The sequence below is a fragment of the Brachybacterium equifaecis genome (genome assembly GCF_023509525.1).
GTDB lineage: Bacteria > Actinomycetota > Actinomycetes > Actinomycetales > Dermabacteraceae > Brachybacterium > Brachybacterium equifaecis.
The window spans coordinates 1-22,609 of the sequence record NZ_JAKNCJ010000011.1 but is presented as its reverse complement, the minus strand read 5'-3'; the positions used below and the strand labels follow the sequence as shown (position 1 = coordinate 22,609).

The window sequence follows — 22,609 nt, the reverse complement described above, 5'->3', positions numbered from 1 at the left end:
CACGGACTGCAGGCGGCGGGGGCTACGGTGTGCGCATGAGCGCGCAGACCGCATCCCCCGCCCCCGCCCCTGAGCCCGCCCCGGCCGCCGATCCCTGGCTCGTCGTCATCGACCCGCAGCGGATCTTCGCCGATCCCGCCTCCGACTGGGCCTCCCCCTTCTTCGGGGAGGCGATGGAGAGGATCGCCGCGCTCGCGGCGCACGTCGGCCCCGAGCGGACGATCGTGACGCGCTGGCTGCCGACGGCCGACCGCGCCACCGCCTGGGGCGACTACTTCCGGGCGTGGCCCTTCGCGGACGTGCCCGCGAGCGATCCGCTGTACGACCTGGTCCCGGCAGCGGAGGGGCTCACGGCGCATCCGCTGGTGGAGGAGCCCACGTTCGGGAAGTGGGGGCCCGCCCTCGCCGCCGCCGTGGGAGCGGCCCCGGGTGAAACAGTTGACCTGATCCTCACGGGCGTCTCGACGGACTGCTGCGTCATCGCCACAGCGCTGGCGGCGGCCGATGCCGGGATGCGGATCCGCGTGGCGCAGGACGCCTGCGCGCCTTCCACCTCGACCGATGGCGCAGCGGCGATGCAGGTCATGGGGCTCTTCGCGCCGCAGATCAGCATCGTGCAGACGGCGGAGATCCTGGAGCCGGGAGGCCTGGAGCCCTGAGCCCCGCAGCCGGGCAGCCCGGCGGAGGTCTCATAACTTGGCGCACGGCTACCAGCACTATCCCTGCAGGTCGTGCGCGGGCGAGGGGCTGGAGGGTCTAGCCTTGCGCCCAGCGTCCGCGTGCACGGCCATCCGTTCTGCCCTTCGAAGCAGTCACCGTCCACACCCGGCCCTGCCTCTGGGCCGGTCGGGACCCCGGGCGGATCCGGAGAAGGAGAAGAGGACGTGGATCCTGCCCGCACACCCGCGGACCTTCCCGAGGGCCCGTTCTCCACGCGGCTCGACGCCGCGATCCGGCGGCGCGGCCTCGGCCTGCAGCGCCTGAGCCTGCGCCTCGCGGAGCTCGGCATCTCCTGCTCCGCCTCCACCCTCAGCCTCTGGCGCAACGAGCGCACCCGGCCCCAGCGCCGCGAGGGCCTGCGCGCCGTCGCCGCCCTCGAGGAGATCCTCGAGACGCCGACGGGCTACCTGATGACCGCCGAGCACCCCGTCCCCAAGGGGACGGCCCGCTGGTGGAGCCAGGATCAGCCCCGCACCACCGGCATCGCCGTCGGCCAGGAGCTCGCGCAGGCCCGCGCCGACTTCGGGGTCAGCCCCGCGCAGGAGACCCAGCAGGTCGCGTTCTTCGAGACCGTGCGGGTCGACGCCGAGAACCGCTTCGTCGGCTCCCGGTGCACGCTCGTGCTGCGCGCGATGCGCGAGGGCGTGGACCGCTTCATCACCGCCTCCTACGGCTATCGAGACAGCAGCGGCGTCCCGCAGATGGTGCGGCTGCTCCCGCGCAGCGGCGTGCGGCTCGGGCGCGAGCGCCTCGTGGAGTCCGCCGGCTGCGCGGTCGCCGAGCTCGTGCTCGCCTCGCCCCTGCACCGCGGCGAGACCGTGGCGGTCTCGTGGGATGCGGTGCCCGAGGGCGATCCCCAGCCGCTCGGCGGGGCCGAGGGCCGCTACGAGCGCCTCACGTCCGTGCCCGTCGGGCAGATGTCCGTGCGGATCGACTTCGATCCCGTCTCGCCCCCGCGGCGGCTGCACGCGGTGACCGGGGCCGACGCCGCCCATCCCTCCGGGCCGCCGCTGCCGGTGCGCCTGCAGGGCAGCTCGCTCGTGCTGTCGGCGACGCACCTCGAGACCGGCGGGATCATGGCGCAGTGGGACTGGGAGGGCGAGGATGCAGGCCACTGAGGACGAGAAGACCGGCGCGTTCGCACGCGCCCTCCAGTCGGCGATGGTGCAGGGCGGATGGACGCTGGGCCGGCTCGCCGCCGCCAGCCGCCAGGCCCCCTCCCCCGTCTCGGCGCCCACGCTGCGCTCCTGGCTGAGCGGCAGCACGGAGCCCTCGCGCCGCGCCTCCTTCGAGGCCGTGCGGGAGCTCGAGATCATCCTGGGACTCGGCAGCGGGCTGCTGCAGCGCCACCTCGAATCCGCCGCCCGGCCGCAGCTGCGCAGCGGGATCGGACCGCTCAGCGGGGCCGATCTCGATGCCCTCATGGACCTGCGGCGCGAGTGGGGCCACGACTCGGCGGTCGCCGCCGACCGCATCTTCCTCGGCGCCGACCTGCACCTCGGGGCCGACGGCACCGGGGAGCTCGTGCACACGCTGGTCGCCCGGGCCGTGCACGACGGGGCGCAGCGGGTCATGCTCGTCGTGGATCTCGAGTGCCGCGCGGACGCGGTGCAGGGCGAGGGGAACGCGCAGGGTTCAGGAGACCCGCAGGGCGCGGGCTTCGCGGGCGGCGCCGCCGAGCCCTTCGATCCCGAGCTGTTCCGCGCCGAGGGCGTCGCCATCACGCGGGCGGTGCGGGCGCGCGGCGGCCTCGCGGCCATCGAGCTCACCTTCCCGCGCCCGCTCGAGGCGGCGGAGCCCTGCTTCGCGACCTTCTCGATCCCGGTCCGCGCCGCCGATCCCGCGCACGGCACGCTGCACGTGCTCTCCTTCGCGCCGACGGGCGTGCTCAGCGCCCGCGTGACGCACGATGCGCCCACCCATCGCTTCCGCCTGCGCCGCGAATGGGCGCGCGCGGACCAGCAGGACCAGTTCGACGGCAAGGACGAGTTCGGCCGGCCCCTGGAGACCACCGGGCACTGCGTGCTCAGCGAGATCGACGCCGGTCTCGCCGCCGTGACCTGGGAGCGGGGCACGCCGCTCGCGTTCTGACGGCTGCTGGGGATGCCGGGTCGCTGCAGGCTCTGCGATGCTGGAGCGATGAGAATCTGGAGCCTCCACCCCCGTCTCCTGGACCGCGCGGGGCTCGTGGCCGGGTGGCGCGAGGCGCTGTTGGCGCAGAAGGTCCTGGCGGGCGAGACCACCGGCTACCGCAGCCACCCGCAGCTGCAGCGGTTCGCCGCGCACGCGGATCCGATGGCGGCCATCGGCGCCTACCTGCGCGCCCTGCAGGAGGAGGCGACGGGCCGGGGCTACCGCTTCGACGCGTCGCGCATCCGCGCGCCCGAGAGGGCCGACGGCCCGGAGCGCATCCCCGTCACCGAGGGGCAGCTCCTGTTCGAGCTCGAGCACCTGCGCCGCAAGTGCGCCGCGCGCGCACCGGAGGCGGCTGCCGCGCTCCCCGCCCCGGGCGAGGTCCCGCCCGCGCACCCGCTGCTGCGGGTGGAGCCGGGCGGAGTGGAGGACTGGGAGCGGGGCTGAGCAGACAGGTCGAGCGGGCGCTCAGCCGACCGCGAGCACCTCGATCAGCGTGCCGATGGCGACGGCGCCCAGCAGGGCGGCGAAGCAGAGGGTGAGCGTGGACGGGCGGGCCTTCGCCGAGAGCGGTCCGCCGAGCAGCCCGCCGAGCATCGCGGCACCCGCGAACAGCAGCGTGATCCGCCAGTCGATCACGACCGGGGTCCCGATGCGCGCCAGCAGGCTGACGGCGCTCGCGATGATCATGATCAGCAGGCTCGTGCCGGAGGCGCGGCGCATCGCCAGGCCCAGCAGCACCAGCATCGGCACCACGATGAACCCGCCGCCCACGCCGAAGAAGCCCGTGAGCAGGCCCGTCGCCGTCGCGGCGGCGATCAGCTGCGGCCAGGAGGGGGAAGCGCGCGGGGGCATCGGGACCGCGATCCCCTCGGCCGCGGCCGACGGCTCCGCGGGTCGGGCGGCCACCGGATCCGCGCGTCGGGCCGCGACCGCATCCGCCCGCCGGGACGCCGCCGGAGGCTCGGAGGTCGCGGGGCGCAGCGCAGCCGTCTCCCTACGCCGCGCACGGATCCCGCTGCGGGCCATCACGACGGCGACGGCCGCCAGCATCGCGCCGAACAGCAGCATCAGCAGCGGGGAGGGCACCAGCAGGGAGAGCCGCGACCCGGCCACCGCTCCCACTACCGAGACCGCGCCGAAGACCCCGCCCGCGCGCCAGTCGATGTTCCCCGCGCGGGCGTGATGGCGCAGGCTGACGATCGCCGTCAGCGCCACGATCACGAGGCTCGAGGCGGCCGCCGCGTGGGGCTCCTGGCCGAGCAGGTAGACGAGCACGGGGACCGCGAGGATGCCGCCGCCCGCTCCCAGCGCGCCGACCACGATGCCCGTGGCCAGGCCGATCACGAGGGCGAGAGCGAGAAGATCCATCAGGTCATCGTAGGCATCGCGCTTAGGCTGGCCCCCATGTCCACCACCGGCGAGGACCGCGCCCCGGCCCGCGAGGCCGCCCCCGATCCGCTCCTGGAAGCGCAGCTGCGCGCCGCCTGGAGCAGCGGAGCGCTGACGGGGCAGCAGGCCCGCCCGGAGCCCGCCGCCCTCGACTTCGCCGGATCCGGTGAGCACTTCCTCGTGTGGCGGCTCGAGGCGGGGGACGGTTGCGGGCCGCTGGCCGTGCGCGTCGCACGCCAGGGCGAGGATCTCGAGGCCCTGCCCGCGTCCCTGCGCGAGGAGGCGGCGGCGCTGCGGCTCCTGCCCCGGGCTGCCGGCGGGCCCGTCGGCGTGCACGTCGAGCCCGAGGCCCGGCGCAGCGCGCTCGGCCGTCCTTTCGCCGTGACCAGCTGGGTGCCGGGGCGCGCGCTGGCGCCGTCGGACTGGACGCAGGACCATCTCGCCGCGCACGCGCGCCTCATCGCGCGGATCCACCAGCGCCGCTTCCCCGTGCGGGGGGCGCTGACCGTCGTCGGCGCCGCGCCTGCAGGGCCCGAGACGCCTGCTGCCCCGAGCGGCATGTCGCTGCTGGAGGACGTCGATGCGGTGTTCGGCGCCGCGCGCGCCCGTCGGCCGCGCATCGCCGAGGATCCCCGCATCGCGGAGATCATGGCCGCGGCGCGCGCGGAGGTCGAGACTGCCGAGCCGCTGATGGGGGCGCTGGAGGAGTTCGTGCTCGCGCACGGCGACCTGTGCGCGACGAACGTCGTGTGGGATGCCCGCGGCGTGCCCCGCCCCATCGACTTCGAGTGGGCGCAGGCCGACGACCGCGCCCGGGACCTCGCGATCATCGGCGGCGCCGTGCACTGCGATCCCTGGTACGTCCCGCTCTCCGAGGGAGGGATCGAGGAGCTGCTGGGTCGCTACGTCGAGGCGGTGCGGGAGCTCGACCCCACGGTGGTGATCGACGAGCGAGCCCTGCGGATCCGGCGCGATGCGTGGGAGGTGTACGAGAAGACCGCGATGCTGCTCGCGGTCGCGGAGCGGGCGCAGCGGGGCGAGGCCGTCCACCGGGACGCGCTGCCGGTTCTGCGCGACTCCCTCGCCCGACGCCTAGCCGTGTGACGCCGCCCTGACACGCACGAAGCGAAGAGGGAGATAGCCCCGGTTCCGGATGGCCGACGCCTTCCGGCATACTGGACGAAACCGCCCCCACCCGCACCGAAAGGCCCCGCCATGCGCTCCAGCCGCGCCCTCCTGACCGCGCTCTCCCTCCCCCTCGCCGCCGTGCTGCTGACGGCGTGCGGCGGCGACAGCGCCGCCGAGCAGACCACCGCTGCTGAGACCGCCACGACCTCCGCTGCCGCGCCGAGCGCGTCGGCCACGCCCTCGAGCGCCGCGCCGACCCGCGAGCATCCGAGCGTCGGCACCACGCGCTCTGCGGCGCCGACCTCCGCTGCGGCGCCCGCGGCTGATCCGGGTCCCGCGGCCGCGGGCGCCGTGCTCCCGGCGACCGTGGGCGAGACGCTCCCCGACAGCGTCGGCGACCGGATCAAGGTCCAGAGCGACGAGTACTTCACCTCCTACGGCGATGCCGAGGGGAGGAACATCAACGTCAACGCCCGCATCATGGACACGCCGGCAGGGCCGCTGGCGGAGGACATCGCCACGGAGAACAAGCCGGCGGGCACCGGCACCTGCGGCCGGAACGGCGCCGGTGTGCCGACCTGCTACCTCGCGGTCGAGGGGGACAAGGCGCTGAGCATCAGTGCCGAGTCCGACCAGATCCCGCTCGCCGACGTCGTCGCCTTCGCGAACCAGCTCTCGGCGGCCGCGCTGCAGGGCTGAGCACCCGCGCCAGCTCGGCGCCCAGCGCCGCGGACAGCGCACGAGGGCCGCCCCCGGAGATCCGGGAGCGGCCCTCGTTCTCGCTGCTGTCGGCTCAGATGACGCCGAAGGCGATCATCGCGTCGGCCACCTTGCGGAAGCCCGCGACGTTCGCGCCCACCACGTAGTCACCCGGGCGGCCGTACTCCTCGGCCGTCTCGAGGCAGGTGCGGTGGATGTTCACCATGATGTCGGTGAGGCGCTTCTCGGTGTACTCGAAGGTCCAGGCGTCGCGCGAGGCGTTCTGCTGCATCTCGAGGGCCGAGGTCGCCACGCCGCCGGCGTTCGCGGCCTTGCCGGGGCCGAAGGACACGCCGGCCTCGCGGAACAGGCTCACGGCATCCGGGGTGCAGGGCATGTTCGCGCCCTCGGAGACTGCGAGGACGCCGTTGCCGATGAGGGTCTTGGCCGCATCGGCGTCGAGCTCGTTCTGGGTCGCGCAGGGCAGGGCGACCGCGACGGGGACGTCCCACACGGAGCCGCCGGAGACGAAGGTCGCGGAGTCGCGGCGATCGGCGTAGTCGGAGATGCGCCCGCGCTCGACCTCCTTGATCTGCTGGAGCAGCTCGAGGTCGATGCCCTTGTCGTCGACCACGTAGCCCGAGGAGTCCGAGGCGGTGACCGCGAGGCCGCCGAGCTGGGTGACCTTCTCGATCGCGTAGATCGCGACGTTGCCGGAGCCGGAGACCGCCACGCGCTTGCCGTCGAAGGACTCGCCGCGGGCCTTGAGCATCTCGTCGGCGAAGATGGTCGCGCCGTAGCCGGTGGCCTCCTTGCGCACGAGCGATCCGCCCCAGTCCAGGCCCTTGCCCGTCAGGACGCCCGCCTCGTAGCGGTTGGTGAGGCGCTTGAACTGGCCGAAGAGGTAGCCGATCTCGCGGGCGCCCACGCCGATGTCGCCGGCGGGCACGTCGGTGTACTCGCCGATGTGGCGGTGCAGCTCGGTCATGAAGGACTGGCAGAAGCGCATGACCTCGGCGTCGGACTTGCCGTGCGGGTCGAAGTCGGAGCCGCCCTTGCCGCCGCCGATGGGCAGGCCGGTCAGGGAGTTCTTGAAGATCTGCTCGAAGCCGAGGAACTTCACGATGCCCAGGTTCACGGACTTGTGGAAGCGCAGGCCGCCCTTGTACGGGCCGAGCGCCGAGTTGTACTCGACGCGGAAACCACGGTTGACCTGCACCGTTCCCTTGTCGTCCACCCACGGGACCCGGAAGATGATCTGGCGCTCGGGCTCGCACAGGCGGGTGATGATGCCCTGGTCCTTGTACTCGGGGTGACGATCCTGGAGGACCTCCAGGGAGTCGAAGACCTCGCGCAGCGCCTGGTGGAACTCCGGCTCCCCGGGGTTGCGGCGCAGAACGATGTCGTAGGTCTCCTGCAGCGTGCTGTCGAGCATGGCGGTCCTTCCCAGAGTGCATAGGGCGCACGAGCGGCGCACCGCCAGGGTACGGGGGCGTCCGAGGAGTGGTCACGGGGTGTTCGAGGGGTGGACTCTCTGCGCCCAGCCCACGGATGTCGCCGAGCGCACACGCTGGCACCCTCGCCGTTGTGTACGATCGTACGCATGTCGATCTCCGACCCGGCTCCCGCCCCCGCTCTGCGCCGCGCGCGCTGGGCCGTCGGCGCCCTGTTCCTCACCAACGGCGCGCTGCTCGCCAACGTGCTGCCCCGCTACCCCGAGATCAAGGCATCCCTGGGCCTCGCGAACTCCACGTACGGCCTGGCCATCGCCGCGTTCCCGGCCGGGGCGATCCTCGCCGGCCTCGCCGCCGGCCCCGCGATCCGGCGCCTCGGCTCCGGGCGCGCGGCCGTGGCCGGCACCCTGCTCACCTCGCTCGGCCTGCTGTGCGTGGCCTTCGCGCCGTCGGCCCCGCTGCTCGCGATCGCGCTGCTGCTGGCGGGCGGGTTCGACGCCATCACCGACGTCGCGCAGAACGCGCACGGCCTGCGGGTGCAGCGCGCCTATCGGCGCTCCATCCTCAACGGCTTCCACGCCGTGTGGTCGATCGGCGCGGTGCTCGGCGGCACCATGGCCGCCGCCGCGATCGCCCTGCACCTCCCGCTCGCCGTGCACCTCGGCATCTCGGCGGCGCTGTTCGCGGTGATCGCGCTCCTCGCCCTCCGCTTCACGCTCCCCGGGGCCGACGGTGACGCCGAGGACGGGGGCGCTGCCGATCCCGCGGCGAGCGCTGCCGCGGCTCCGCGCCGGCTCGCCGGGCGCACGCTCGCGATGCTGCTCGCCCTGGTCACGATCGCGATGGCGGGCGCGCTCGTGGAGGACGCCGGCAACTCCTGGGCGACCCTCTTCCTCTCGCGGGACCTCGGCGCCCCTGCGGCGCTGGCGGCCTATGGGTTCATCGCCCTGGTGGGCGCGCAGTTCGCCGGCCGCCTCATCGGCGACCGCCTCGTGGACCGCTTCGGGCAGCGGGCCGTCGCCCGTACGGGCGGCGCGGTCATCGCCCTCGGCATGGGCCTCGCGCTCGCCTGGCCGACGGTGCCGGGCATGCTGCTCGGCTTAGCCGCCGCCGGGTTCGGCTCCGCGACCCTGGTCCCCGCCGCGATGGGCGAGGCCGACGCGCTGCCGGGGCTGAAGCCGGGCACCGGCCTCACGATCGTCTCGTGGCTGATGCGCCTCGGGTTCCTGCTGTCCCCGCCGATCGTCGGTCTCGTGGCCGACGCCGCCTCGCTGCGCGTCGGACTGCTGGTGGTGCCGCTGGCCGGGCTCGCGGTCGTGGTGCTCGCGGGGGTGCTGAAGGGGCGGGAGGCGGAGGGTTCGCCGGAGGCTGGGGGCGCCTGAGAAGCGATCTTCAGTCCCCCCTCTCCCCTGCGAGCCGCTCCACCGCGTCCTGCGCGAGGCCCGGCGCGACCGGCTCGACGTGCAGCGCCCGGTGGATCGTCAGCCCCTCGTTCATCGCGTCCAGCAGCTGCGCCGTGCGCGGATCGACGAAGGGCTCGAGGGTCGCGCGGGTGCGGGTCATCCAGCGGCTCGTGAGATCGCGGAAGGCGGGGCGGCGCGCGGCGAGTGTGTAGAGCTCGAGGGTGAGCACGAGATCGCGGTCCGTGGTGAGGACGTCCTGCTCGATGTTCGCGGTGAACGCCTCGAGCGCGCCCTCGCGATCCGTGACCCTCTCCATGCGCCGCTCGACCTTCGCAGCGGTGTCGTCGGCGAAACGCGAGAACGCCTCGTGGAGCAGGGCGTCCATGCCCTCGAAGTGGTAGGTCATCGACCCCAGCGGGACGTCGGCCGCGGCGGCGACGCGACGGTGCGAGGTGCCGGCCACCCCGTGCTCGGCGATCACGTCGAGGCACGCGTCGATGATGCGGTCGCGGCGCTCCGGGTCGTGGCGGCGCGGACGGGCCGCCATCACTCGGACTCCGCGAGCGCCGTCTCGTAGGCGGCGAAGGTGGCGTCGTCGAACAGCCAGAAGCGGACCTCCTCCACCCCGCCGAGCTCCGCGGCGCTCTCGCGCAGCGTGCGGATCGCGATCGCGGCGGCGCGGTCCACGGGGAAGCGGTAGACCCCGGTGGAGATCGAGGGGAACGCGATGCGGGCGAGCCCGTTCTCGCGCAGCACCTCGAGGCTGCGGCGGTAGCAGGAGGCGAGCAGTGCGTCCTTCTCCTCGGCCTTGGTCTTCGCCCAGACGGGGCCGACGGTGTGGATCACGTGCGCGGCGGGCAGGTCGTGGCCGCCGGTGATCTTCGCGTCCCCGGTCTCGCATCCGTGCAGGTCACGGCACTCGGCGAGCAGGCCCTTGCCGGCGGCGCGGTGGATCGCTCCGTCCACGCCTCCGCCCCCCAGCAGCGAGGTGTTCGCGGCGTTCACGATCGCGTCGACCTCGCCGTCGCGCGTGATGTCGCCGCGGTGCAGGGTGATGAGGACGGGCCGGTCGTGCGGATCGGAGCTCATGGGGCGAGCGTAGCGACCCGGATCGAGAGGTTCTCGCGCTGCCAGGCGACCTCGGAGGCCGCCCACGCGGGATCATCCGTCGTGATCGACGCGGCTCCCGCGGCGAGCGCCTTCGTGATCTGCTTCGCGGTGTTGACCGTCCACACGTGGAAGGAAGCGCCCGCGCGCGCGGCGAGCTGGGCGTCGGCCCGATCAGCGCCGCGGATGCTCATGCACAGCCGCTCCGCGCGCAGCTCCCGCAGGATCCGCTCGGTCGCGCCTCCCGAGAAGTTCACGAGGTACCCGATCGGGATCTCCGGGGCCTCCTCGCGCACGGCGGCGAGCGCCTCGGGGTGGAAGGAGATGACGACGGCCGGCGGGGTCCCGCCCCGCAGCGGCTCGGGGCTGGCGCCGAAGCGCTCGCGCAGCTGGCGGGCGACCTCTCGGGCCGCCTCGGGCGCCTTCACTTCGACGAGCACCCCGGCCGGTCCGAGTTCAGGGGTGCCCGCAGTGGCGACGTCGAGGAACTCGGCGAGCGAGGGGACGCGCTGATCGCCGGGCAGGAGCACCTCGTCGAGCTCGGCGCGGGTGAGGTCGGCGATCGCGCCCCGGCGGCGGGGGCTGTGCGGCGCGGCCGTGCGATCGATCGTCTCGTCGTGCATGACGACCACGTGCCCGTCGCGGCTCAGATGCACGTCGCACTCGATGGCCGCGGCGCCGTCGGCCACGCCGCGCCGGAACGCCGCGAGAGTGTTCTCAGGCTCGAGGAGGGCGGCGCCGCGATGGCCGACGATCTCGGGAGTGAAGTCCATGCCCTCATCGTGCGCGTCGGGCGGCCCCGGGCGCGACTCAGGCAGGCGGCGAGGCGCAGTCGTCCCCCGGAGGTCGCCCGCTGTTCACCGTCCAGCTCGTTCGGGGGTGGCCCTGCTTACGATCGGAGCATGACCGACAACGACCAGAATCCCACCCAGCCGTTCCCCGTCGCCGACGCCCCCGGCGCCGGCACCGATCCCTCCGCCCCCGCCCAGCCCGCGCAGCCCGTTCCCGTGGAGCCCGGCCAGGAGACCATCGGAGCCACCGGCGCCGCCTCCGGCGACTCGGCCCTGGAGAAGGACCCCTCCGAGTGGGTCAGCGGGGACGACCCGATGACCGAGTCCCAGAAGTCCTATCTCGACACCCTCGCCCGCGAAGCCGGAGAGGTGCTCCCGGCGGATCTGACGAAGGCCGAGGCCTCCGAGCACATCGACCGGCTGAAGGGCGCCAGCGGGAGCTGAGCGAGGGCTAGAGTGGCGGCCGACGCGTCCCCCTGACACCCGGAGGCTCCTCGTGGCTCCTCAGTTCTCGCCCTACATCGCCTTCCCCGGCACCGCGGCGGAGGCCTTCGACCACTACCGCGAGCTGTTCGGGGGCGAGCTGATGCTCACCCGCTACCGCGACTTCGACACCTCCTCGTTTCCCTTCGAGGTGCCGGGCGATGCGGTCGCGCACGCGCAGCTCGAGGGCGGGCTCGTGACCCTCGCCGGCGGCGACTCCTTCGGGGAGGGCTGCCACGGCGCGGGGCCCCAGCCCCTCGCCTCCGACGTCTACTCCTTCCTCATCGGCATGGAGGACGTCCAGGAGGCGAAGGACCTCGCCGAGCGGATCATCGCTGCAGGCGGGGAGCTCGCGATGCCCATCGAGCTCGCCCCGTGGGGCGACCACTACGGCCAGGTGAAGGACCGCTACGGCGTGCTATTCGCGCTCGTCGTCCCCGGCCCGGGGCACGGCCGGGAGGGATGACCGGGAGTCCCGCAGGCGCGGCGTTCCTCGCTCCCCCGGAACCCGCGCCCGGGCTCGCCCTGTGGGGCTCCTCCTCGATGGCCTCGGGCCTCGGCCACGAGGGCACGCCGCTGCCGATCCGTTTCCACGAGCAGCTCGGTGCCGCCTTCTGGTCCGCTCCCGTGGAGAGCTTCGCCCTCGGCGGCACGACCAGCTGGCACACCGCGCTGCAGCGCGCAGTGCTCACCCCCCTCGCGACCCCGGAGGCAGAGGGGCCCGGCCCCGTCGTCGTCGCGCTGGACCCGTACCTGCCGCCGCGACCGGGCCTGGAGATCCCCGGGACCATCGGGCCCGTGGTCGGCACCCTGGACTGCGCGCTCGGCGCGTTCCGCTTCACTCCCGCGGACCCCGCGGCGATCGTCCAGGAGGGCACCTTCACCTCGTCCCTCGGCGCGCGCACCCGCACCTGGCGGCACGTCGTGTGGACCGGGAAGAACAACATCCTCGAGACCGACACCGTGCTCGCGCACATCCGCGCACTGCGGGCGGCGGTCGCAGGCCCGACCGGCGACACCCTCGTGCTCGGCCCCTGGGCGACCCCCGCGGACGGCACCGGCAGCGCCCGCGGCGAGGCCATGGCCGCGCTGCGCGAGGCGCTCGCCGCGGAGTGCGGCGACCGGTTCCTCGACGTCGGCGCGGCGCTGCGAGACCCCGCCTCCCTGGCCATCGCGCCCCTCGCGGCTGCCGGGATCCCCGAGGATCCCGGCACCCGCTCCGCCCTGGCGGACGCCACCACCCCGCCCCTGCTCGTCGGCAGCGACGGCACCCACCTGAACGGCTGGGGCAACCTCCTCGTGCTCGACGCGCTGCAGCGGCGCATGCAGGAAGTGGGCTGGCTGTGAGCGCGCCTCCCCACGGCCGCCGGCCTCAGCGGCGCGCCCCGCGCCGGCGCAGCGTGCTCGGCGGGGCCGCTCGCGCGTCGGCCCTGCTGCCCGTGGCCGTCCTCGCCGCCTGGATCGGACTGCCGCTGGCCCGGCTCAGCAGGGGCGAGCCCGCCGCCGCGCCCGACCCCGATCCGGTCCCTCCCGCGGTGACCGCTCCCGCCCCCGCCTTCCGCGACGCCCCGAGCGGCGAGCTGCGCCGGGCGGTGGAGCGCGCCGCCGAGCTGGGCACCCTCGCCCCTCTCGCACCCGGTGTCTTCGCACCGGGCGAGCTCCTCTCGCGAGAGGAGCTCGCCCTGGCCCTGCACCGCTTCGCCGGCTCCCCGGGGCCTCTGCCCGAGTTCCCCTCCTACACCGACCTGCCGGAGGGCGAGGAGGCGCGCGCCGCCTGCCGGTGGCTCCATGCGCAGGCGGCCGACTGGGGCGATGGTGCGCTGCGATTCCGCGGCGAGAGCGAGGCGACCCTCGGCGATGCGGCGGGGATCCTCCGCGGCCTGCTCGATGCGCGGCTGGAGCGGGCGGGATTCGGCATCCCCGTTCCGGCCGACCCCGCGCCGCTGGCGTGGCTCGCCGCGGCGGGGCTGCTTCCGGCGCCGGGGCTGCTGCCGGCGGCGGACGGTGCGGAGTCCCCGGTCGCGGCGGGGGCGCCTCTCACCCGGGGCGCTGGCGCGATCATCCTGCTGCGCCTGGAGGGCGTGGTGCAGAGCTGAGCAGGCGGCAGCGGGGCTGAACCGCCCGGCAGCAGGCCTGATCGGCGTGGCAACAGGCAGGATGGCGCGCATGGGCGCCCGGTTGCTCCGTATCCTGGGCCGAACGCCGAGCCGTGACGCCGAACACAGGAGGATCCCATGAAACCGCGCTTCGCCACATCCCTCGAGGATGCCGTCGGCCCCTTCGTGCTGGGGCTCGACGTCGGCTCCGGCGGATCCCGGGCGGGCCTCTACGACGGCTCCGGCCGCGAGGTCGGCAAGGGCCATCACAAGGTGCCCCACCTCTTCGACGCCCGCGCCGACGGCACCAGCACCATCGACGCCGACCAGATCGTCGAGGAGCTGTGCGAGGCGATGCAGGCGGTCCTCGCCGAGGCGCCCGCCGGGTCCGTGAAGGCGATCGGCTTCGACACCTTCGCCTCCTCCCTCGTGGTCGTCGACGAGGCCGGGAACGCGCTCACCCCCTGCATCACCTACGCCGACACCCGCTGCCACCGCCAGGCCGACGCCCTGCGCGCCGAGCTCGACGGCATCTCCCTGCACGAGCGCACGGGCGCGCGCATCCACTCCTCGTACAACGCGCCCCGGCTGCGGTGGCTGCGCGAGGAGCACCCCGACATCTTCGGCCGCGCGCACCGCTTCATGGCGCTCGGCGAGTACGTCGCCTTCAAGCTCCTCGGGAAGCCCGTCCTCGGCACCGCGTCGGCCGCCTGGGGCGGGCTCATCGACCGCCGCACCGGCGAGTACGTGCCGGAGCTGCTGGAGGTGGCGGGCGTGCGCGCCGACCAGCTGACGAACCCGTCGGACCCCTCCGAGGTCGTGCCGATCAGCGGCACCCCGCTCGCGCAGCGCCTGCCCGAGCTCGCGGATGCGGTCTGGGTGCCGGTCGTCGGCGACGGGCTCACGGCCAATATCGGCATCGGCGCGTTCGGCCCCGGCATCTGGGGCATCTCCACCGCGACCTCCGGCGCGATCCGCCAGCTCGTCGACACCGAGATGACCAAGCTGCCCGGGGGCCTGTGGGCGTACCGCGTGGACGCGCACCGCACCCTCACCGGCTCTGCGATGAGCGACTGCGGCCGCGTGCTCGACTTCGCGCGCAACCAGTTCAAGCTCCCGCAGGACGTCGCCGAGATCGACACCGCGCGCATCTTCACGGCCGACCCGACCGCGGGCATCCCGCTGGTGGTGCCGTTCCTCTCCGGGGAGCGGGGCACGAAGTGGCGCGACAGCGCGCGCGCAGTCTTCGCGGGCGTCTCCGCCTCGACCACCGCGGAGGATCTCCTGCGCGGCTCCTTCGAGGGGCTGGCGCTGAGCTACATGCGCATGGCCGATCAGCTGATCGAGGTCGCCGGTCAGCCCGAGCGCGTGGTGCTCTCGGGCGGCATGACGGGCGCGGTGCCCGCGTGGCTGCAGATCCTCGCCGACGCGCTCCAGAAGCCCATCGAGCACGTCGCGATCTCCCGATCCACGATGCGCGGATCGGCCGTGCTCGCGCTCGAGCAGATCGACCCGGCCGGGGATCTCGCCGAGATCCCCGTGCAGCGGATCGTCGAGCCGAACCCCGCGCACGCCGACTACTACCGCGAGCGCCTCGCGCGCTTCGAGATCCTCGCCGACGTCGCCTGAGCGGCGCCGGATGCGCCCGGCTCAGGCCTCCTGAGCCGGGCGCATCCGCATCGTGCGGGTGCTGCCGCGCACCACCAGTCGCACCGGCAGCGAGCCCACCATCGGCCCCTTCACCGAGGAGGGCGACTTCAGCCGGCGTACGATGCGCTCGATCGCCGCTCGGCCCTGCTCGCGCTTGGGCGTGGCGATCGTGGTGAGGCCGTTGCCGACCAGGCGCGCGAGCGGGATGTCGTCGTGGCCGACCACCGCCATCTCCTGGGGGACCCTCACCCCGGCGCGCAGCGCGGAGACCAGCAGCCCGAGCGCCTGGAGGTCGTTGTAGCAGATCACGGCGTCGGGAAGCCCCGCAGCGCCGCGCAGCCCCGCCTGCCCGTCCAGTCCCGCCCACATCTGCGCGAAAGCGGTCTCGCCCCCGCGGGAGGTCGGAGGGAAGGGCCCGATGCGATGCGCGCGGATGCCATGGGCGGCCGCCGACTTGCGGGCGGCCCGCCAGCGCTCCCCGTCGGACCACGACGTCTCGGGGCCCGCCACATAGGTGACGACCCGGATGTCCTGCTCCGCGAGATGCGCCATCGCCTGCTGCATGCCGTACTCGTAGTCGGGCGTGATCGAGTCGAGCCCCGCGACCCGCCGGTTCAGCACGAGCAGCGGCACGCGCTTGGCGATCTGCAGGAGGGTCGCATCGGGCAGCCGGGTGCCCGCGAGCACGATCCCGTCGACCACGTCGAGGGAGCGCTCCAGCGCCTCGCGCTCGCGCGCCTGATCCTCCGAGGAGTCCAGGAGGATCGGCAGGTAGTCCGAGGAGTGCGCGGCCTCCTGCATGCCGGAGAGGAGCTCGGCGAAGAACGGGTTGGTGAGGTCGGGGGCCGTGATGCCCAGGCGCAGCTGCTCGCGGGAGGAGCGCTCCTGCATGTCGGGCGCCTGCGTGCGGTAGCCCAGACGCTTCGCCGCGTCCATCACCTTCGCGTGGGTCGCGGCGGAGACGCGGCCGGGGCGGGAGAAGGCGCGGGAGACCGTGCTGGGCGCGCAGCCCACCTCTCGCGCCACGTCGTAGATCGTCACATGTCCGTTCACTGCAACTCCATTCACCCCAGCGCGCAGGAATCCGCTCCCCCGTGCGTGCGCGGCACTGCGCCACCTGCATATCCTGCCAGGAAACAACCCGTGGCAACAGAGGATCGGACAATCAGGATGGGTTCAGACTTCAAGTGCGACGGCCACCCATGTGCGATACAGCACGTCGGGCCTGGCGACAGGAGGGGCCCGTTGCCTACATCGAAGGAGATGCAATGAGTGATTCCGCCCTGTCCGCAGAGGCCGAAGCGCTGAAGGCCGCCCACCCTGATCCGCGAGAGGCCACCAAGCGCCTCTCGTTCAAGCAGGTGTTCGCCTACGGCGCTGGCGATGCCGGTTGCAACGTCGCATTCGCGATGGCCGGCAACTTCCTCCCCCTGTACTTCGTGACGGTCCTCGGCCTCGAGGCCAGCACCGTCGCGACCATCTCGCTGGTCGTCCTCCTGTGGGACGCCGTCGCAGATGTCATCGCCGGTCGCATCGTGGACGCCACGATGACCCGCTGGGGCAAGTTCCGCCCCTTCATCCTCTTCGGCAGCCTCCCGCTGCTGATCTTCACGGTGCTGCTGTTCTCGATCCCCCACGTGGGCGACAAGACCACCACCGCCCTGCTCGCAGCCGGCATCTACGCCGTCTGGGGCTTCTGCTACTCGATGATCAACATCCCCTACGGCTCGCTCGCACCTGCGATCACGCAGAACGCGGCCGACCGCGGCAAGCTCGGCGCAGCCCGCACCTACGGCGGCCAGATCATCACCCTGCTGCTCGTGCTCGTCATCTCGCCCCAGATCAAGCAGCACCAGGGCGACGCCGAGGCGCTGCAGCACTCGATGACCATCACCGCCATCTGCTTCGTGTTCCTCGGCATGGCGCTGTTCCTGACCACCTTCTTCGGCGTGCGCGAGCGCGTGTTCCGCGAGAACCCGAAGCTGACGGTCACGCAGTCCGTGCAGGTCATCACCAACAACCGCCCGCTGCTGTTCCTCTGCCTCGCCGCGGTGACGCTGCTCGGCGGCATGTACGGCATGCAGGCCGTGGCCGCGTTCTACACGGCCTTCGTGCTCGGCGATCCGACCCTGTTCATCTGGCTGACCCTCGCCGGCGTCTCCGCGAACCTGATCGTCGCGCCCTTCGCGCCGACCGTCATCCGCACCATCGGCAAGCGCAAGGGCTACATCCTCGGCTGCGCCATCGGCCTGCTCGGCGGCCTCGGCCTGCTGTTCCTCGGCGGGATCGCCTTCCCGCTCGCGCTCGTCTCCTACTTCATCCTGAGCCTCGGCCTGGCACTGCCCGGCACGCTCATGTGGGCCCTCGAGGGCGACACCGTGGAGTACGGCGAGTGGAAGAACCACGACCGCGCTGAGGGCGCCACCTACTCGGTGTTCTCCTTCTTCCGCAAGTGCAGCCAGGCCCTCGGCCGCTTCCTCTCGATCGCGTTCATCGGCTGGTTCGGCTTCATGTCGGGCTCCTCCGACGAGGCCCTCGCGAACAACTCCTCGGACCACGTGCAGTTCGGTCTGACCCTCGTGATGGCAGGCCTGCCCGCCCTCATGTGCGTCATCTCCGCGTGCATCATGTGGTTCTACCCCATCACGGAGAAGTCCTTCGCCGGGATGGTCGAGGACCTGCAGGAGCGCCACGAGGCCGCGCGCCTCGCAGAGGCGGGCGCAGGCGCTCCCCGCGTCTGATCCGCTCTCCCCGCTGCTCCGGCAGCGTGCATGAAGGAAGCCCCCGTGCTGCGGCACGGGGGCTTCCTCCGGCTCCGGGCTGGCGCGAGGCGCGCCGCGGGGCGGGGCGGGGCGGCGCAGCCGGCGGGGGCGCCGCAGGGCCGACGGGGATGGTTCGGCCCCGCGGCCCGAGGGCCCGTCGGCCCGTCGGCCCGTCGGCCCTGGGGCAAGCGGGAGGGTCAGGCGGGGCCGGGCGCCCAGCGGGCGATCTGCGCGGCGAGGTGCCCGGCGCCGTAGCCGTTGTCGATGTTGACGACCCCGATGCCCGGCGCGCAGCCAGAGAGCATCGTGAGAGCGGCCGTCACGCCTCCGGCGGCGACGCCGTAGCCGACGGACGTCGGCAGGGCGACGACGGGAGCGGCGATCTGGCCGGCGATGACCGTCGGCAGGGCGCCGTCCATGCCCGCGGCGACCACCACGCAGGCGGCCTCGCGCAGCTCAGGGAGACGGTCCAGGAGCCGCTGCAGCCCGGCGATGCCGATGTCGGCGATGAGGCGGGTCGGGCGGCCGAGATGCCGGGCGGTCAGCTCTGCCTCGCGCGCGGCGCCCAGGTCGCTGGTGCCGGCGCACGCCACGATCACGAGGCCCCCGGTCGGGGCGGGCGGCTCCGCGGGCCAGGCGAGCAGGCGGGCCTCCTCGTCCCAGAGCGCGTCCGGGAGGTGAGCGAGGATCGCGGCGGCGCGGTCTGGGTCGGCGCGGGTGAAGAGGATCGGGCCGAGGGGCGCGGGAGAGCGGCCGGCGCCGTCAGGGCCGGCGCCGTCGGCAGGGGCGCCGTCGGCAGCGGGCGTCGCGGCGGCGATCAGTCGCGCGTACTCGGCGGCGATCGCGCTGACCTGCGCGACCGACTTCGAATCGCACAGCACGGCCTCCGGGGCGCCGCGGCGGCGCGCGCGATCGAGGTCCAGGGTCACGAGGCCGTCGATGCGGCCGTCAGCCATCGAGACTGCCCCGGGCGTTGAGGATCTGCAGCGTGAACGCGCCCGACTGCATGCCGGCGAGGTCGATGACCGTGCGGCGGAAACCCGCGGCCTTCCCGGCGCGCAGCAGCTGCTCGCGGGTGCCAGGGGCGACCGCGCGCGGCAGCTCGGCGACCAGCAGCTCGATGCGGGCGGTCTCGCCGTGATGGCGCACGCGGCAGTCGCTGAAGCCGGCGTCGATGATCGCCGCCTCGAGCTCCTCGACCTGGGCGAGCTTCTCGGGCGTGACCTCCTCGCCATGAGGGATGCGCGAGGCGAGGCACGGGGAAGCGGGCTTGTCGGCCACGGGCAGGGAGAGCGCCCGGGCGACCTCTCTGACCTGGGCCTTCGTGAGACCGGCGTCCGCGAGGGGGCGCAGCACGCTGTGCTCGCTCGCGGCGCCCGCGCCCGGGCGGTCGGGCCGCTCGGCGTCGTCGGCGTTCTCCCCGTAGGCGATCGCGTCGAGGTCGTGGGAAGCGGCGACCGTCGCGTCGATCTGCGTGAACAGCTCGTTCTTGCAGTGGTAGCAGCGGTCGACGTCGTTCTTCACGTAGTCGGCCTGCTCGCCCTCGTGTGTCGCCACCTCCAGCACCTCGGCCCCGATCACCGCGGCGACCTGATGGGCGAGCACGCGCTCGCGCTTCGCGAGGGACGGCGAGACGCCCAGCAGCGCGACCACGCGGTCCGGGCCGAGGGTGCGCACGGCGAGCGCGAGCAGGGTCGCGGAGTCCACGCCCCCCGAATACGCGACGCCGAGGCGCCCGATGCCCGCGAGCTGCGCGCCGACGGCGTCGGCCCACTGCGCTGCGTCGCCCGCGAGCGCCTCCGGTGTCATGCGGGCCTCCGGGGATGTGCGGGCAGGGGCTGCCGGCGCGGAAGCGCTCACAGGCCCTGCTTCTCGCTCACGAGGCGGTGGAGGGTCTCGCCCGCGTGGTCGACCACGAGGGTGTCGGGATCCTTGCGCAGCGCGTCGAGGTCGAGGGAGTCGGGGTCGACGTAGGTGACGTTGTACGCCTCGCACACCTCCTTCGGGATCCGCGTCGCAAAGGAGCGGCGCACGCGGTTCTTCTCCTCCCCCGTCTCGGGGTCGTAGGTGCCGAGGCCCGTCACGTGCGTGGAGTGCGCGAGCTCGCCCCAGGCGTGGGTGCCGAAGCGGTCCCACTGCTTCGTGAAGTACTCGATGTTGTGGTAGCCGATATCGCGCAGACCGGGGTGCATCTCGGCGACCTCGGTGATGTGCGGGGCGTAGATGATGACCTCGCCGCCGTCGGCGCACACGGGCTCGAGCTTGTAGAAGCCCTTCGCGCCGGTCCAGATGTCCTCGTACATCTCCGGCATCACCGCGATGATGCGCTGGTACGGCTTCTCGTCGTACTCGATGTGGGTGTGGGCGGCGATCTTCGCACATGCGGCCCAGGCGGCCTGCGTGGAGCCGAAGCTCATCGCGTACAGCTCGCTCGAGCCCTGCGAGACCATCGCCAGGCACAGCTTCTCCGCATCGATCAGGTCGGTGGCGGCGTCGATCAGCTCGCGCACCGGCGTGATGCCGAGCGCCCCGATGATGCGGCTCGCGGTGATGAGCGCGCCCACCCAGTGCGAGATGTCGATGACGTCGTGCACCGAGCAGCCCGGGAAGAAGTACTTGTTGCCGCCCGAGAAGCCGACCACCTCGTGGGGGAACACGGGGCCGACCACGAGGTTCACGTCGCTCTCCACGCACAGGCGGTTGATCTGCACGCGCATCGGGGTGTCGTTCAGCAGGCCGCCGCTGAGCTCGGTGATGCGCTCCGCGGAGATCTCGCCGAGGTCGGCGATCTGCGACTCGTCGTCCCACGCGTGGTTGACGACCTCGAACTCGGGGTAGGTCTCGTGGAGCTTCCCCGCCTCGTAGCCCAGCAGCTTCGCGATCGCGGGCTCGTCCATCGCCGCGTGGGTGCCGAGGGCGATGAGCACGGTGATCGAGCGGGCCCGGCCGGCGAGGGCCTTGTGCACCGAGGGCATCACGCGGGCGAGCGGCACGGAGCGCGTGCCGTCGGGCACGATCACGCAGACGCTCTTGCCGTCGATGTCGGCGCCGCCGAGCTGCTCGGCCACGAAGTCCTCGATCTGCTCCTGGCTGAGGATGCCCTCCGGGCCGCCGATCAGCGCGGCGGACTCCGCCAGGCCCTCGGGGATGGGCTTCACGGGCGGGGCCTGCAGGGCGTCGGCCGACGGGCCTGCGGGCTGGGCTGCCTCTGCTGCGGCGGGGGGCGCGTCCTCCCCAGCGGCGGCGACAGCCGTCTCCGGCGGGGCCGTCTCGGCGGCCGGCTGGGCCGTCTCGGCGGCCGGCTGGGCTGCGAGGTCAGCGGCGGGATCGGGGTGCGAGGACGTCATCGGCTCGTTCATGGCGCAAGCCTGCCCCGGGTGCCGGTGGCGCGCAAGGAAAGGCCGGGGTTTGCCGAGGTGGAGCGAGGCGGATCTGCTCCCCTTCCCGCCGCTTCTCTCGCCACGCCAGCAGAAACGTCGGTGTCCGGGCCGGTCGCGTGCACTGAAGCACGCGACCGGCCCGGACACCGACGACTTTGCTGCTGGCCCGAGACCAGCGGAGGCGGCGAGCTGCCGGCACTGGCCGAGGAGACAGGCGTTGGCGACGCAAGGGCGAGGCGGGACCCTGCGCCTCAGGGCTGATGGGCCACGACCTCCGGCTCGGGCGGGCCCATGCTCGACTTCCGCAGAAACATCGGTGTCAGAGCCGGTCGCGTGGACCAGTCCACGTCACCGGCTCTCACAGCGAGGAGTTTGCTGCTGACCTGCGGGGCAGCAGCGGCGGGCTGTGGGAGCCGTGGGGTGGGCTGGCGGCGCGAGCGTCAACAACCTCATGGCCAGCAACAGCTAGGCGAGAAACCCGCGCCCGCTCCTCGGCGCTCAGGTAAGCGTACGAACCGGTCGATCCCAGGGCAGTGATCGAGTCGACGCCCGCCGCGGCAAGGCGCTCGACGAGGCCGACGAACGCGCGCTCGTCAACATGGTCGTCCGACAGAGGGGTGAGAGGGAAGGCGCTGAGGCCGGTCAACGTCGTCAATTGTGCTCCGCACCTGTGTTCAGCATGGATCACGCGGACGGGCTGGCTTTCGGCAATGACGCCACAAGCCGAAGAGTCCTCGTCCATAACGGGCGCTTGGCAGGAACCTCCGGAGGATCGCCTGCCTCTGACTCAGCGCGATCAAAGCTCTCTTCGATGAGAGCGTCATGTAGCGGCCGAAAAAAGAGTGGCCAGGTCGCTCTGGACATCCCGGTGACGGTCATCATCAACTCATGCCTGAGCAACACAACTGACTCATCCGCGGTCTCCGACACAGTGAATGCGTGATGGCCATGAAATCCCGATGGACCAGTGAATCGAAACCTCACGGATCGCCCTGGCTCATATGCGTCCACCGCATAGCGCACGGGCCCGTGCCCTCCAGATGCGCCGATGCCGAGTGGCCTGTCCAGTCTCATCGACGGCCATTGTCCCCGCGGCCACAGCCGGTCCTGCTTGGTCGACAAGGAGTCCAGCAGCTCTCCGACCGTTTCAACGCTCGCATGGATGTATCGCTGGTGAACGTTCTGGACCATGCTCTGAGACTAGCCCCCCTGATTCATGGGGTGTGGGAGGTTCGGTTCTCTACGGATGTCGCGTCCTGATTGGCGAGTAGGCGTGCGGAAGCTCCGGCTAGCTGTACGAGGCCAGGACGTTGTTGACACGTGCCGGCGTCGCGGAAGCTGGCGGTTGTCCGCCGTGCGTGCCGTGGGGACGGTGATAGTTGTAGTGCAGGTTCCAGACCTCGAGCGCGGC

22 protein-coding genes and 2 pseudogenes are annotated in these 22,609 nt (G+C 73.0%); 13 read left to right on the top strand and 11 right to left on the bottom strand.

All coding sequences use genetic code 11. From position 1 onward, the window contains the following. The first annotated feature begins 35 nt into the window (after nt 1–35). The 4 genes from Bequi_RS13125 to Bequi_RS13110 all read left to right on the top strand — a co-directional run bounded on the left by Bequi_RS13125 (nt 36) and on the right by Bequi_RS13110 (nt 3,300). Nucleotides 36–659 carry a cysteine hydrolase family protein gene (locus Bequi_RS13125; protein WP_249738388.1) on the top strand — a complete coding sequence of 208 codons (624 nt, stop codon included), beginning with the start codon at nt 36–38 and terminating at the stop codon, nt 657–659. A 225-nt stretch (nt 660–884) separates the two neighbouring features. Next, nucleotides 885–1,838, top strand: a complete 954-nt coding sequence (locus Bequi_RS13120) for a hypothetical protein (protein ID WP_249738387.1) — start codon at nt 885–887, stop codon at nt 1,836–1,838. Next, nucleotides 1,825–2,811 (top strand): hypothetical protein, encoded by a 987-nt coding sequence (locus Bequi_RS13115; RefSeq protein ID WP_249738386.1) that lies wholly within the window; start codon nt 1,825–1,827, stop codon nt 2,809–2,811. The genes Bequi_RS13120 and Bequi_RS13115 overlap by 14 nt, the downstream gene beginning before the upstream one ends. Nucleotides 2,812–2,859: 48 nt before the next feature. Further along, nucleotides 2,860–3,300: a pyrimidine dimer DNA glycosylase/endonuclease V gene (locus Bequi_RS13110; RefSeq protein ID WP_249738385.1), complete on the top strand. Its 441-nt coding sequence runs from the start codon at nt 2,860–2,862 to the stop codon at nt 3,298–3,300. A 21-nt stretch (nt 3,301–3,321) separates the two neighbouring features. Here Bequi_RS13110 and Bequi_RS13105 read toward each other — a convergent pair whose 3' ends face one another. Continuing rightward, entirely contained in the window at nt 3,322–4,224 is a 903-nt protein-coding gene (locus tag Bequi_RS13105; protein WP_249738384.1) for a sulfite exporter TauE/SafE family protein, read from the bottom strand. Nucleotides 4,225–4,260: 36 nt separating this feature from the next. Here Bequi_RS13105 and Bequi_RS13100 point away from each other — a divergent pair, with 36 nt between their 5' ends. Both Bequi_RS13100 and Bequi_RS13095 read left to right on the top strand, forming a co-directional pair. Beyond that, nucleotides 4,261–5,349: a phosphotransferase gene (locus tag Bequi_RS13100; RefSeq protein ID WP_249738383.1), complete on the top strand. Its 1,089-nt coding sequence runs from the start codon at nt 4,261–4,263 to the stop codon at nt 5,347–5,349. A gap of 111 nt (nt 5,350–5,460) precedes the next feature. Then, on the top strand, nt 5,461–6,072 hold the full coding sequence (locus tag Bequi_RS13095; protein WP_249738382.1) for a hypothetical protein: 612 nt from the start codon (nt 5,461–5,463) through the stop codon (nt 6,070–6,072). Nucleotides 6,073–6,166: 94 nt separating this feature from the next. On the opposite strand, the gene gdhA is transcribed toward Bequi_RS13095, so the two are convergent. Then, on the bottom strand, nt 6,167–7,507 hold the full coding sequence (gene gdhA / locus Bequi_RS13090) for an NADP-specific glutamate dehydrogenase (protein WP_249738381.1): 1,341 nt from the start codon (nt 7,505–7,507) through the stop codon (nt 6,167–6,169). 168 nt (nt 7,508–7,675) lie between these two features. Here gdhA and Bequi_RS13085 point away from each other — a divergent pair, with 168 nt between their 5' ends. Then, on the top strand, nt 7,676–8,908 hold the full coding sequence (locus Bequi_RS13085; protein WP_249738380.1) for an MFS transporter: 1,233 nt from the start codon (nt 7,676–7,678) through the stop codon (nt 8,906–8,908). 10 nt (nt 8,909–8,918) lie between these two features. Here Bequi_RS13085 and Bequi_RS13080 read toward each other — a convergent pair whose 3' ends face one another. The 3 genes from Bequi_RS13080 to Bequi_RS13070 are packed head-to-tail and all read right to left on the bottom strand — an operon-like array spanning nt 8,919 to nt 10,809. Continuing rightward, complete coding sequence (locus Bequi_RS13080) at nt 8,919–9,476, bottom strand: TetR/AcrR family transcriptional regulator (RefSeq protein ID WP_249738379.1); 558 nt, start codon at nt 9,474–9,476, stop codon at nt 8,919–8,921. Then, entirely contained in the window at nt 9,476–10,018 is a 543-nt protein-coding gene (locus Bequi_RS13075; RefSeq protein ID WP_249738378.1) for an O-acetyl-ADP-ribose deacetylase, read from the bottom strand. Before Bequi_RS13075 ends, Bequi_RS13080 begins: the two co-directional genes overlap by 1 nt. Next, the gene (locus Bequi_RS13070; protein WP_249738377.1) at nt 10,015–10,809 is read right to left on the bottom strand and encodes a glycerophosphodiester phosphodiesterase; all 795 of its coding nucleotides are present in this window, start codon (nt 10,807–10,809) and stop codon (nt 10,015–10,017) included. Before Bequi_RS13070 ends, Bequi_RS13075 begins: the two co-directional genes overlap by 4 nt. Before the next feature lie 129 nt (nt 10,810–10,938). Here Bequi_RS13070 and Bequi_RS14465 point away from each other — a divergent pair, with 129 nt between their 5' ends. The 5 genes from Bequi_RS14465 (at nt 10,939) to Bequi_RS13045 (ending at nt 15,035) form a co-directional block, all read left to right on the top strand. Beyond that, complete coding sequence (locus tag Bequi_RS14465) at nt 10,939–11,271, top strand: DUF3072 domain-containing protein (RefSeq protein WP_430623124.1); 333 nt, start codon at nt 10,939–10,941, stop codon at nt 11,269–11,271. Nucleotides 11,272–11,323: 52 nt separating this feature from the next. Further along, a complete protein-coding gene (locus Bequi_RS13060) occupies nt 11,324–11,776 on the top strand; it encodes a VOC family protein (protein WP_249738376.1) in 453 nt (150 codons plus the stop codon). Beyond that, complete coding sequence (locus Bequi_RS13055; RefSeq protein ID WP_249738375.1) at nt 11,773–12,657, top strand: hypothetical protein; 885 nt, start codon at nt 11,773–11,775, stop codon at nt 12,655–12,657. Before Bequi_RS13060 ends, Bequi_RS13055 begins: the two co-directional genes overlap by 4 nt. After that, nucleotides 12,654–13,406, top strand: coding sequence for a hypothetical protein (locus Bequi_RS13050; RefSeq protein WP_249738374.1), 753 nt, complete (start codon nt 12,654–12,656; stop codon nt 13,404–13,406). Before Bequi_RS13055 ends, Bequi_RS13050 begins: the two co-directional genes overlap by 4 nt. A gap of 138 nt (nt 13,407–13,544) precedes the next feature. Beyond that, entirely contained in the window at nt 13,545–15,035 is a 1,491-nt protein-coding gene (locus Bequi_RS13045) for a gluconokinase (protein ID WP_249738373.1), read from the top strand. A gap of 21 nt (nt 15,036–15,056) precedes the next feature. Here Bequi_RS13045 and Bequi_RS13040 read toward each other — a convergent pair whose 3' ends face one another. Continuing rightward, entirely contained in the window at nt 15,057–16,109 is a 1,053-nt protein-coding gene (locus Bequi_RS13040; RefSeq protein WP_249738372.1) for a LacI family DNA-binding transcriptional regulator, read from the bottom strand. A gap of 215 nt (nt 16,110–16,324) precedes the next feature. Between Bequi_RS13040 and Bequi_RS13035 the strand changes: the two genes are divergently transcribed. Beyond that, nucleotides 16,325–17,797 (top strand): glycoside-pentoside-hexuronide (GPH):cation symporter, encoded by a 1,473-nt coding sequence (locus tag Bequi_RS13035; protein WP_249738371.1) that lies wholly within the window; start codon nt 16,325–16,327, stop codon nt 17,795–17,797. A gap of 218 nt (nt 17,798–18,015) precedes the next feature. Here Bequi_RS13035 and larB read toward each other — a convergent pair whose 3' ends face one another. The 5 genes and pseudogenes from larB to Bequi_RS13010 all read right to left on the bottom strand — a co-directional run. Continuing rightward, nucleotides 18,016–18,774 carry a nickel pincer cofactor biosynthesis protein LarB gene (gene larB / locus Bequi_RS13030; protein ID WP_249738370.1) on the bottom strand — a complete coding sequence of 253 codons (759 nt, stop codon included), beginning with the start codon at nt 18,772–18,774 and terminating at the stop codon, nt 18,016–18,018. Further along, on the bottom strand, nt 18,767–19,678 hold the full coding sequence (larE, locus tag Bequi_RS13025) for an ATP-dependent sacrificial sulfur transferase LarE (RefSeq protein WP_347272009.1): 912 nt from the start codon (nt 19,676–19,678) through the stop codon (nt 18,767–18,769). Before larE ends, larB begins: the two co-directional genes overlap by 8 nt. Continuing rightward, a complete protein-coding gene (locus Bequi_RS13020; protein WP_249738369.1) occupies nt 19,675–21,177 on the bottom strand; it encodes a lactate racemase domain-containing protein in 1,503 nt (500 codons plus the stop codon). Before Bequi_RS13020 ends, larE begins: the two co-directional genes overlap by 4 nt. 481 nt (nt 21,178–21,658) lie before the next feature. Continuing rightward, nucleotides 21,659–21,853: pseudogene (locus Bequi_RS13015) on the bottom strand (dihydrodipicolinate synthase family protein); the annotation flags it as partial. 633 nt (nt 21,854–22,486) lie between these two features. Further along, nucleotides 22,487–22,609 (bottom strand): annotated as a pseudogene (locus tag Bequi_RS13010) (IS481 family transposase); the annotation flags it as partial.